This window comes from Bacteroides sp. D1 (assembly GCF_000157095.2).
Taxonomy (GTDB): Bacteria; Bacteroidota; Bacteroidia; order Bacteroidales; family Bacteroidaceae; genus Bacteroides; species Bacteroides xylanisolvens.
Genome location: NZ_JH114350.1, coordinates 912990 through 925236, shown reverse-complemented (window position 1 = coordinate 925236; position 12247 = coordinate 912990). Strand labels below are relative to the sequence as shown.

Genomic DNA, 12247 nt, shown 5'->3' with positions numbered 1-12247 from the left:
CACCTGATTCTCCAAATGCCGATGAATAAAGAGATAGCGGGTGAAAGCAAGTGGCAAATTCAGGTAAAACTGGACATTATCGGTTTCACCTTGTTTTTTTCAAAAATATCCCTTGAGCTAAAAACAATATCATTATAGCTAATCCGGATATGCTTATAGCTAATAAGAATATGCTTATAGCTAATAAGAATATGCTTATAGCAAATCTGTTGTCAGGTATTAATAGATAATCCATCAGGTATTAACAGCCTGAACACAAGGGATTAACACCTTAATTTTCAGCCACTAATGCTTGAGTTGGTGTATCTATATATTCAACACATTGTATCTATATACTTACCATATTGAATCTATATATTCAGTACGGTGGCTCTATATGCCCAGCAACCGGTATAAATAAATTTGAAAGGTGAAAGCAATAACGGGAGATTTCACCTTGATTTCTTCTACGCTTTCACCCGCTATCTCCTTATTCATCGATGTTTCAGATATAAGGTGAAACTGGTGGAATTTATGAGTTTAAAGTTCATGTTATACTTATGAGAATCAGTAATTGAAAACAAATTCTCATTCATTTCCGTGCAGAATGGAATGAAATCTTCATTTCCCATCACTCCACAGCAATAAAAGGCTCTTCACTCACCGAAGAAAAATGCCGCCTGTTGATTGTAGACGGTATCACCGCCAAGGGAAAACCGCTGTATGATCATAATATGGTAAAGGATCATTTCGAAGCTTTGCGTTTTATAGTGGAAGAGGCTAAAACGTGAAATTACTCCTGTTTTTATACAGGAAATTTCAGTTCACGTAATGCGTACTACGGGAGGTATAATCTATTCCAGTGCAGGAGATTATGATTCTTCCAAAGGAGATTGGCGCAAATCTTCCGTACATGTAGGTGATCGTTACTTCGTAAACCATCAAAAAGTAGAACGTGAAGTAACCCGTCTATGTAAAATACTAAATCAACGTATCAAACAAGTTCAAGCACCCGACGCTATCTATCAATTAGCTTTCGACGCCCATTTTTATTTAGTCAGCATCCATCCGTTTGCCGATGGAAACGGAAGAATTTCACGCTTATTGATGAATTATATTCTCTCTTATCATCAACTCCCTCTAGCCACTATATTCAAAGAGGATAAACTGGAATATTATCAGGCATTGGAAGCATCATGTCCTCAAGATGATGAAGCACCGGACTTATGCCCTATCCGTGATTTCATGTCTGCTCAACAAATGAAGTATCTTTCAATGGAGATTAAGAAATACAAACAGGCGGAGAAAAGGGGGGGATGAGGTTTGTTTTCTAAGTAGATATAATGAAGGTAGCAGTTGAATAAATTATACATTTAATCAACTATTGAAATATAGAAATCATCTCACTAAGAAATATTATAAATATATTGATATCCAAATAGAGCATAAAAAAGTCGGAATCTCTTTATCAAGACTCCGACTCAAATACAAACTTTAACCTATGTTCTTATAGACTCAGACATTACTTAAAGACATAAACTTCATATAGTTCACATCCCCAAGAAGCCAAAAGTTCACATTTCACATATCTTGCAGTTATAGGTTCAATGAATTTATAATAATCCGCATCCTCATCAGCACTGGCTACCTTGCCCAAATAATTCCATGTATTACCATCTGAAGATACTGACAATTGTATATTTTGAGGAGCAGAATAATATATGTAATCAAAGCCTACTCCATTAATCGTTCTCTCTTCTCCCATGTCAAGCGTAAACGAAATGTTTCCATCGGATGCTATTCCTTCATAGTTGTTTGTAGTTCCGTCAATAAGCGCACTACCACCATCATTTTGCCAGATATCTCCGTTGTCTTCTACTTCTACAGACCAACCTTGTTTAGACCACTCTACCCAACCGGAAGGACGTTTGTAAGAAACAAATTCAAATCCTTTTATATATTTATTTATATTCAAAGTGAAAGAACTTCTCTTCTCGTCCTGCACAAAGACCGGGTCTTCACACTCGAAAGTAGCCATTATATTTAATGTGTTTGACGAATCATCCGATGTACGAAGCAAAAAGTCATTAGTAATTTCCCAAGTAATATCCCCAGTCGTTTTCTCCCCTGCCGGTATTACGATTTCAGAAGGAGTGATAGTTATGTCTTTCAGATATTCATCATCCAATCCTTCCGTTGTAAGTTTTACCTTTACATCTTTCCGAGCAGGGCGATCCAACTGTACACTAAATGTATATAGATTCCGCTCCGTTTTCTTAAATTCTCCGTTAAAATAAATATGCTCAAACGTAGTTTTACTATCGGCTTTTCCTTCCAGGAAACCTGTGGCTACATAAGCCGCTTTTTTTATCAGGGCTTTTGCTTCTAAAGTGGTAGACGGCATCTTATATCCTTGTACGGTAGCTTTTACTCCTAAATTACAGGTGGCCTCATCATAATTGGATTGAAAAGCTTCCATATCTTTTACATTCAAAGTAACGTTGGCATCTGTATAGCCTGCCGGAATTATCAATTTAGTATCGCTTAACTCCACATTCTCTCCCATCGGTTCAAAGGTGACTATTGTTTCCTCGGGAGATGCATTAAAACGAAAAGTGAATGTTACAGGCTTATCAAACTCTAATATGCCATCATTATTATAGGTAGCATTCACCGTTATTTCCGAACCGTCCTCATCATCCGCCGCAAGCGTAAAATTGTTATCGGGATAAGTAAGCAAATTCAAATCTTCATCTTCCCGGCATCCGGAAAGAACTGTCAGCGAACTAATCGCCAACAAAAAGAAAAATCTATAAAGTATTCTCATTTCTACAATTATTTTTAATTTTATTGTAAATCATCGGGATATTGGTAAGGTGTGGCGTCATTGTCCTTATAAAATACAGTAGGTGCCATTAATGGAGAACCATACAGAGTTTTTACATCAGACAGACGGCGGAACACATTGCTGTAATTCTCCGGTTTCGGCGAGAATCCCACAAACCAACCGGAACCTTGGTTTATCAGTCTTTGCCCTTGCAAATCACCGCCAGTACCTCTGACGAACTCCATGGATTGACCGGAGCATTCTTTAGATGTCAAGTCTCCGTAAGGATTGGACGAAGGATCTCTACCATAGTCACCAATAACAATATCTATCCAATTTTTCATAGTTACTCCATCAACAACAGTCACCTTCGAACTATACATTCTTCGTAATGCATATACCGCTACGATTTTGTCAGGCATTGCTTGTTTAGTCTCGTAACATAAACGTGCGGCAGCCTCTTCAGTAGGCTTTGTCAGTGCCGGATTATTCGGGTCATAAGCACCTTCATACTCATCGTCAAAACACACTCCGTCCAAATTATATGCTTTGCAATACTGAGCCAATTCTCGTGCAAAGTCCTTGGCACCTTGTTCGGATAATTGCGCTACCCCTGTGATATCCCCGTTGCTAAGCACTCCCAATACTATTTTAGCACCGCGCTTACGGAGCGGTTGTAAAAACACCTCATTATTATCCAACAAGTATTGTATATAGCTATTGCATTTCAAATAAGGACGTTGAGCCTGTGCATCCCAGTTTATATTAGCGGCAAATGAAGACACAACATCCCATAACAGTTTTCCGTTCTCCAATTGAAAAGACAAGGCATTCAGTGGATTTGTACCATCAAAGAAAACAAATGATTTTACCACATCTTCCCCTTTATAGGTATCTCCCAACTTTCTCATATCTTTTATCAAATAGATACAATGACCGGCTTTCTCATCCTTTATGGTAATGTCACTGCTTGTGTGGGTAAGAACTATAGGCAAAGCATATGTTTTATCTTCTTTTAAGGTGCCATCCGCCTGAATGGTGATATCAGTCCGGGCAGATTTTGTTTGAACATCTACCGTAAGCATCCCGTCATTCTTGAAAGACACGAGGTGCTCAGGATATAATTCAAAATCAGTTTCATGCTCTTTATTATAAGTATCCAAATAATTGGCATCAATGATCACTTGAGCGGAAGTAGTACTACCCGGTGCTTTACTAAGCCCCATCTTTACAGAAGTAGTATAAGTATCCTTGTACAGTTCTATTACGCTAGAAGCCAAATTTGACTTTCCGTCACGTAGATATCCGTTGTTCTCATAAATACCGGTATATGCTGATTCATCAACCGTTGTATCTATTACAAGATCATCAGCACAAGAGGTTAGATAAGTTAAGCAGCTTGTAAATGTAGCAACCACCAAACCTGTTATCAGATATTTTTGTTTCATAATAATATTCTTTTTAATAAAAAGGATTAATACATTTGAGGAAGTTCTACAGGAATCCATACCGGTTCTTTATTCCCGGTAATATCATTTCCATTCCCAGTACGGTCTATGACAACTTTTCCGGAACCCTCATTAAATTTCCAATAAGCTACGAGCCCTTCACTTGCAGGATCTACCTTGTAAGGATTATCTGCAATCTGCTCTGCAGTTCTCTCTACGTTCCAGATACGAACTTCCGAAATCTCGCCCGGAAGCCAACGGGTACCATCGAAAGAACGACCTATATAACAATTCCTAGTTAAATTTACTGTACTATTTGCCGACTGGTCTTTATAAACTTCCACACCATTCTTATAATAAATCCGGTTTTTATTGACAGTATTATACACAACAGCTATGTGTACCCATTCATTTACCGGAAGTCCAATACCCGGTGCGTGATTTGCCGGTGGAAAACTTCCGCCTGGCACAAATGCCTGAAGTTGATCACGCGGACGGTCACCATCACCGATACGTATCAGGAAATTACCTTCAATTCCAAAAACAGAACTTAATGCATTGTCGCGCTTGGCTACCCAGTCATCACTTCGTACCAATGCTTCCACTGTAATAGTAGTCATCTTGCTTACATCACTATTCCATTTTATCGGAAAATAGTTTTCTTTAATATTAGCTACAACATTAATAAGAGCAGCGCCTTTGATGATAAAATAAGTAGTACGGGCACTCTCAAGAACTCCGATACCGGATACATCTGTTATTGTGACAGGCAGCACGTAGCGACGTGAGTCGTCCAATTGATTCAAATTGACGAAATTCACGATGATGTCATCCCCGGAAATTTCTCCGGTTTTAATCGTAGCGTCTTTCACAGGGATATCATAATATGCCTCGGGAAGTGCTGTAGCATTATCTGCAAAACTCAGATTGTAAGCAGCTGTCAAAGCCGGTTTCGCATCAAAGCTGATTTGGACTTCATCATCAGCGGGAGCTGCAAGCCGATAAGTGATTTTTCGACTATCAGACAATATGTCTTCTTTAATTAGTAAATCGTCTGTTACAGGTACCGAGCTTATATAAAGCTTATTGTCATAATGATGTTCATCATTAATATCCGTATCCTTACAGCTGCTCATCGTAAATACGGTAAGTGCCATAATAGCCAATTGATAAATATGTAATTTCATATTGTATTTCTATTTATTAGGATTCATTATATGAATAGTTTCACGTACTGCCGCGTAGGTATTGTTGTAATAATCCTTTTGGATATTGGTTATAAAAATACCAGCACGGGTATAAGTTGAAGATGATTGTACAATCCATTGAGCAGTACCTTGTGCAGCCAATGTCTTGTTTCCATTTGCATCCTGTGTATTCCAATAACCGATTATCATATCCTTATCTTCTTGTTGAGGAAGCTGCGCACAAGCTACAAAACGATCTTTGGGAACAGGGTTCGCATCCATTCCTGCTGCATCTATCCCTGCTTGAATAGCCATGAGAACATTCAATGTCAAATCATCTATATTTTTGGAAGAAGCGGTTTTCAATATCAAATGATTATATTCATCCAGCATATCCATGTTTTCGGGAGTCAGATATTGCACATAACTGTATAATACCAATGTTTTGTTGGCATGTTTATTTCGCCAATCTAATACTCTACTGAAAAAGTTTTGTTGGCGCGTCTTGTATTGTTGCAATACAGCTTCTTGCATGCCTACCATTGAAAGTCCTGTATAATCGATAAGGATGCCGTCATATCCATAGCTGTCACACAGAGCCAACATAGCGTCCGTACGTTCGTTCAGATACTTTTGCGCATCTTCTTCCGTCAATTCTGAATTTTCTTTCGCCTTCTTATTCCATTCTTGTTCCAGACTCTCATAATTGATAATGGAAAGCGTACGAATACTTTTCTCGCGTATTTTCACCATTTCGACTTGTGTTTCATTCGAAAGGTTTTCTGAGTTGTTCAAACAGACGAAATCGACACTATCCGGTATAGCGATGAGACGTTCGACCTGGTTACTTGGATTACCTACCGGATTGTCAAAAGAAACAAAGACTAACTTATGTTCTCCAGCTTTGTAGTTCTTCAAATCTCTGATATAATCAGCATATAATTGCGGATTCTGCTCTTCAAACGTAGGATAATGGATATCAATACTCTCCGGGTCTGTCCAGTCCTCACATGAAAAACATATCATCCCCCATGTCAGCAATATTACTGCAAACCAACTATTTTTTACTATTCTTCTCATATTTGTTATCGCTTAAAGATTTTAATCACATTATTTTGCATAAGTTCCCTAAGAACTTGGTAAAATGTAATCAATCCTATTCTTCAAGTAACAAGGAGGGACTATATAAAAGACACAGAAGCTACCGTTTGATTCAATGCATTTCACTACCAAGAACTAAAGATTTTTGAGCTTTTCCGAAAAAAATTATAAATTCAGCTAAGTGTTTATTAATTTAGCGTTGTTTTATTAGCAAAGGGAAGGAAAGTCGACACCTTCCTTTGGAGTTCAATAAAATGTATAACCATTAAATAAAATGTATGGAAAGCAAACATTCGCTTCAAAAGTCGAAGCTATTTCGAGCTTTACTGATTCTCTTGTTGATAGCAGTTCCTGTACAATGGGCTGCGGCACAGTTGACCTTATCGACTCCCCGTACAACTTTGGGTAGTGTTATTAAACAAATTCAATCACAATCAAAGTATCAGTTTTTTTACAATGACAAGCTGTCAACAATTACCGTTGAACCGTTAAAAGTAAAAGATGTCTCTTTGGAGGAAGTTTTAAACACACTTCTGAAAAATAAAGATATCTCTTATAAAATAGAAGAGAATATTATTTATTTATCAGAAAAAGGAGTTCCTGCTCCAACCCAACAACCAACTGGAAAAGAACGTACTATAACAGGCCGAGTTTTGGATGCTAAAGGAGAGCCTCTGATTGGTGTCAGCATCCTGATAAAGGGTACAACTGATGGGGCTATAACTGACTTGGATGGTAACTATAAAGTGGTTACTAAGAACGCTAACCCTATTCTTGTATATTCTTATATAGGCTATAAAACACAAGAAATTCCATTAAAAGGTCAAACGGCTATAAATATTACAATGTTGGATGACACACAAGTAATAGATGAAGTTGTTGTCACTGCATTAGGTATCAAACGTTCGGAAAAGGCATTAAGTTATAATGTACAACAAGTGAACACCAATGAGATTACATCAAACAAAGATGCGAACTTTGTCAATTCTTTAAGTGGAAAAGTAGCAGGTGTCAATATCAATGCTTCTTCCTCAGGGGTTGGTGGTGTATCAAAAGTAGTGATGCGTGGTACAAAATCAATTATGCAATCTTCCAATGCACTATACGTAATCGATGGTGTACCCATTTTTTCCGGACGTTCAACGAAGAGTGGAGGTACGGAATTTGACTCACGAGGTTCCAGTGAGCCGATTGCCGATATCAATCCTGAAGATATTGAATCAATGTCTGTATTGACGGGTGCTGCCGCAGCAGCTTTGTACGGTTCGGAAGCTGCTAATGGCGCAATTGTAATCACGACTAAAAAAGGAAAAGAAGGAAGGGTTAGTATTACAGTCAATTCAAACACTGAATTTACATCTCCTTTTATTATGCCACGTTTTCAGACCCGTTATGGAACAGGTATGGAAGGTGTTCAGAATGTTTCCGGAGCACGTAGCTGGGGCCGTAAACTAACAGAAACCAACTATTTTGGCTATAGTCCTCAAGATGACTATTTCCAAACAGGCGTTATTGCTACAGAAAGCGTCTCATTTTCTACCGGAACAGAGAAAAATCAGACATATGCTTCAGCAGCAGCCGTAAATTCAAAAGGTATTGTTCCTAATAACAAGTACAATCGTTATAACTTTACAGTCCGAAATACAACATCTTTTTTGGATGATAAAATGACATTGGATTTCGGAGCAAGTTATATTCTACAAAATGATAGAAATATGACGAACCAAGGTACGTATAATAACCCGTTAGTAGGAGCTTATTTATTTCCGCGTGGCAATGACTGGGAAGATATTAGTATGTACGAACGTTACGACCCTGCTCGCAAGATTTATACTCAATATTGGCCCGTTGGTGATGAGGCCATGACTATGCAGAATCCATATTGGGTGAATTATCGCAATCTGCGTGAGAACAAAAAAGACCGTTATATGCTGAATGCTAATTTAAGTTATCAGATATTAGATTGGTTGAGCGTTTCCGGTCGCGTTCGTTTGGATAATTCTAATAATGATTATACAGAGAAGTTCTATGCTTCCACCAATACTCAATTGACGGAAAAGTCGTCTCGCGGCTTATACGGAATTACCCGAACAAATGATAAGCAGTTGTATGCAGACTTCCTTGTGAATGTTAATAAAATGTTTGGTGAAACCATTTCATTGCAGGCAAACGTTGGTGGTTCTTTCTCCGATATACGTTCTGATGCAATGAAAGTACGTGGTCCGATTGCTGATGGTACCGATTCATTTAAAGGTGAAACTGTAGGCTTAACCAACTTCTTTGCTATACAAAATTTAAGTCCTAGCAAAACAGAACGTATGCAAGAGGGATGGAGAGAGCAGACTCAATCTATATTTGCTTCTGCCGAATTAGGATATAAAAGTACCTACTATATAACTTTAACAGGACGTAATGACTGGCCCTCACAGTTAGCTGGACCAAATTCGAAAAGCAAATCTTTTTTCTACCCGTCAGTCGGTGCTTCTGTGGTTCTTTCTGAACTGATGCCAAAGTTGAATAAAGATTATCTGTCTTATATGAAACTACGTGGTTCCTGGGCATCTGTAGGTAGTGCTTTCGGAAGATATTTGGCCAATCCTCGTTATGAATGGACTGCTAACTCAGCTCAATGGAGTATCATGACCCAATATCCCTTATATAATTTGAAACCAGAACGAACTCAATCATTTGAGGTCGGATTAACCATGCGCTTCTTGAAGAATTTTGATTTAGACATTACATATTATAATGCTAAAACAATGAATCAGACATTTAATCCGCAGTTGCCAGTCAGTGGATGGTCAGCTATGTATATTCAAACAGGAGCGGTACGTAATCAAGGTATCGAGCTTTCATTAGGATATAAAAATACATGGAATAAATTCAGTTGGGATACCGGCTTCACATTTTCTATGAATAGAAATAAAATCTTAACTTTGGCCAGCGACGCTATTAATCCTATCACAGGAGAAAACTTCTCTATTGGCACACTCAACATGGGAGGTTTAGGTGAAGCTCGTTTCTTATTAAAGGAAGGTGGCAGTATGGGCGACTTGTATTCTTTTATTGATTTAAAACGGGATACTAATAATAAAATATACATTGATCAAGCTGGTAAAATGACAACCGAGACAATCAAGGCCCCTAAAAAGTATATAAAACTAGGAAGTGTATTACCCAAAGGTAATTTAGCCTGGCGTAATAATTTTAGCTGGAATAATTTTAATGCTGGTTTCCTTGTTTCTGCACGTTTGGGAGGAGTTGTATTTTCACGAACACAAGCCATGCTTGATTATTACGGTGTTTCTGAGGCAACTGCTGAAGCTAGAGATCATGGATATGTGCTCGTCAACGGCAATGATTGCGTTAATCCAGAAACATGGTATGGAATTATCGGTGGCGGAACTTCAGTTCCACAATATTACACCTATTCTGCAACTAATGTCCGTTTGCAAGAAGTATCATTAGGATATACTTTCCCTCGGAAGATGTTACATAATATTTGCGACATTAAAATATCTATGATTGGGCGTAATCTTTGGATGATTTACAATAAAGCGCCGTTCGATCCGGAAAGTATTGCTTCTACAGATAACTTCTATCAAGGAATAGACTACTTTATGATGCCGTCTTTACGTAATATAGGATTTAGTCTAAGTTTCAAATTCTAAACAATGCATTAATATGAGAAATAATATAATAAATAAACTGTTTTTGGGGGCATTGACCATATCTTTCATATCTTGCACTAGTCAATATATGGATATAAACTCCAATCCATATCAACCGGGAAGTTTAGCAGCTGATGATTACTCTTTGGGCTCTGCAATGAGCAATTTGGCTGGTTGTGTTGTATCTAGTGATGTTAATACAGCACAGTTTACAGATTGTTTGCTGGGAGGACCATGTGGAGGGTATTTTGCCGATTCCAAGAGTGCATGGGCATTTACAATTTCCAATTTCAATCCGACAGATGACTGGACAAGGGTGTTCTTGAAAAGTGATAAAGTTATCCCGGTTCTATATAGTAACTTGTCAACAGTAAAAAGTGTATCTGAATCTACTAACAATCCGGTTCCTTATGCCATTGCTGAAATTATAAAAGTAGCGGCAATGAGTCGTGTGACCGATACTTATGGTCCTATACCTTATTCTAAAATTGGAGCAGACGGAAAAATAACCATTCCTTACGATTCTCAAGAGGAAGTTTATAATAAGTTCTTTGAGGAGTTGAATCATGCAATAGAAATCCTGACAGAAAATAGCGGTTCGGCTCTTGTGGCTACTGCAGACTACGTATATGGCGGAAATGTACCAAAATGGATTAAGTTTGCCAATTCACTAAAACTACGTTTAGCTATCCGGATTTCCTATGCTAATAAAAAATTAGCTCAAGAGATGGCCGAAAGTGCAGTGAAACATGAATTTGGTGTAATAGAATCCAATGAGGATAATGCTAAATGGAATTATTTCGGTACAATACCTAATCCACTGTATACGGCAGTTCGATATAACGAAGAAACAAGTGGTGGTGACAGCCATGTAGCAGCAGATATTGTCTGCTATATGAATGGTTATGCAGATGCACGTCGTGCTGCTTATTTTGAGAAATCCGGTTGGGAAGACCAAGAATATGTCGGATTGCGTCGAGGCATTAACCTTGAAAAAGCGAAAGATTATTTTATAAACTATTCCAAGATAAAAATCTCAGCTTCCGATCCCATCCTTTGGATGAATGCAGCAGAAGTTGCTTTTCTAAGAGCTGAAGGAAAAGCTATATTCAAGTTTGATATGGGAGGAGAAGCACGTGATTTCTATAATCAAGGAATACGTCTTTCATTTGAACAATGGAGCGCTGGTAGCCCTGAAGAATATTTGAATGATGAAAGCAAGATACCAACCACCTATACAGATCCTTCCGGACTCAACCCATACAATTCTCAGCTTTCAACAATAACGATAAAATGGGATGAGTCTTCTACTGATGAGGTGAAACAGGAACGGATCATTACTCAAAAATGGATAGCCAATTGGATGTTAGGAAATGAAGCATGGGCGGATTATCGCCGTACAGGTTATCCTAAATTGATTCCGACTACTGACGAAGGCAACATGAGTGGTGGAACTGTGGATAATAAAAAAGGAGCACGTCGTATGCCTTATCCGTCTGCAGAATATATAGACAATACAGTCAATGTACAATATGCTGTTAACAATTATCTGAAGAGAGCAGATAATATGGCTACTGATTTATGGTGGGCATGTAAACCTTAGTGACTGACCTTTAATCATTCAATATTGTATGAATAATATATTTATCAATGTAATATCAGAGATGCAAAATCCTGAATTATACACCAAGTCCTTAGGGAACTTAGTGAAGCAAATCCTATAAATAAAAAATATTTTATACCGTAGTTCACTAGTGTCCCGTTAAAATCGGGACGAGTTATTAATTAATCAAATAATCCCGGAATAAGGGGATTAAATTGTTCTTTGACATCATTGAAATTAGTCTTATTAAACAGCTCTTGTAAAGGCGTTTTATCTGTTAATGAGATGCTAAGAATCTGCAAGACCTCATAAGTTGAACGATTCAGTTGCATATCATATTGTACAATAGCTACTAAACAATAGGTGATGATAGCAACACTAATCTGTATTCGAACCGCATTCTCGGTAGTACCCCAGAACCTTTTTATCTT

7 protein-coding genes and 1 pseudogene are annotated in these 12247 nt (G+C 37.9%); 3 read left to right on the top strand and 5 right to left on the bottom strand.

Going from position 1 to position 12247, the window contains the following annotated elements:
- Positions 1–771 precede the first annotated feature (771 nt).
- Positions 772–1299: a Fic family protein gene (locus tag BSAG_RS0223565; protein ID WP_410491977.1), complete on the top strand. Its 528-nt coding sequence runs from the start codon at positions 772–774 to the stop codon at positions 1297–1299.
- Positions 1300–1501: 202 nt separating this feature from the next.
- Here the strand turns inward: BSAG_RS0223565 and BSAG_RS01350 are convergent, their stop codons facing one another.
- From BSAG_RS01350 to BSAG_RS01365, 4 genes are read right to left on the bottom strand one after another with little or no spacing between them, the layout of a single operon-like run.
- Complete coding sequence (locus BSAG_RS01350) at positions 1502–2806, bottom strand: DUF4989 domain-containing protein (protein ID WP_004315131.1); 1305 nt, start codon at positions 2804–2806, stop codon at positions 1502–1504.
- 20 nt (positions 2807–2826) lie between these two features.
- Positions 2827–4254, bottom strand: a complete 1428-nt coding sequence (locus BSAG_RS01355) for a BT_3987 domain-containing protein (protein WP_004315130.1) — start codon at positions 4252–4254, stop codon at positions 2827–2829.
- A gap of 26 nt (positions 4255–4280) precedes the next feature.
- The gene (locus BSAG_RS01360; protein WP_004315129.1) at positions 4281–5441 is read right to left on the bottom strand and encodes a DUF1735 and LamG domain-containing protein; all 1161 of its coding nucleotides are present in this window, start codon (positions 5439–5441) and stop codon (positions 4281–4283) included.
- Between the two features lie 9 nt (positions 5442–5450).
- Positions 5451–6521: a glycoside hydrolase family 18 gene (locus tag BSAG_RS01365; RefSeq protein WP_004315128.1), complete on the bottom strand. Its 1071-nt coding sequence runs from the start codon at positions 6519–6521 to the stop codon at positions 5451–5453.
- A 299-nt stretch (positions 6522–6820) separates the two neighbouring features.
- Here BSAG_RS01365 and BSAG_RS01370 point away from each other — a divergent pair, with 299 nt between their 5' ends.
- Positions 6821–10213, top strand: coding sequence for a TonB-dependent receptor (locus BSAG_RS01370; RefSeq protein ID WP_004312951.1), 3393 nt, complete (start codon positions 6821–6823; stop codon positions 10211–10213).
- Positions 10214–10226: 13 nt separating this feature from the next.
- Positions 10227–11816: a RagB/SusD family nutrient uptake outer membrane protein gene (locus BSAG_RS01375; RefSeq protein WP_008771072.1), complete on the top strand. Its 1590-nt coding sequence runs from the start codon at positions 10227–10229 to the stop codon at positions 11814–11816.
- A gap of 182 nt (positions 11817–11998) precedes the next feature.
- Here BSAG_RS01375 and BSAG_RS01380 read toward each other — a convergent pair.
- Positions 11999–12247, bottom strand: a pseudogene (locus BSAG_RS01380) (IS4 family transposase); the annotation flags it as partial.

Coding starts and splice junctions, on each gene's coding strand:
- BSAG_RS01350 (WP_004315131.1), bottom strand. CDS start 2,806: ATGAGAATACTTTATAGATTTTTCTTTTTGTTGGCGATTAGTTCGCTG.
- BSAG_RS01355 (WP_004315130.1), bottom strand. CDS start 4,254: ATGAAACAAAAATATCTGATAACAGGTTTGGTGGTTGCTACATTTACA.
- BSAG_RS01360 (WP_004315129.1), bottom strand. CDS start 5,441: ATGAAATTACATATTTATCAATTGGCTATTATGGCACTTACCGTATTT.
- BSAG_RS01365 (WP_004315128.1), bottom strand. CDS start 6,521: ATGAGAAGAATAGTAAAAAATAGTTGGTTTGCAGTAATATTGCTGACA.
- BSAG_RS01370 (WP_004312951.1), top strand. CDS start 6,821: ATGGAAAGCAAACATTCGCTTCAAAAGTCGAAGCTATTTCGAGCTTTA.
- BSAG_RS01375 (WP_008771072.1), top strand. CDS start 10,227: ATGAGAAATAATATAATAAATAAACTGTTTTTGGGGGCATTGACCATA.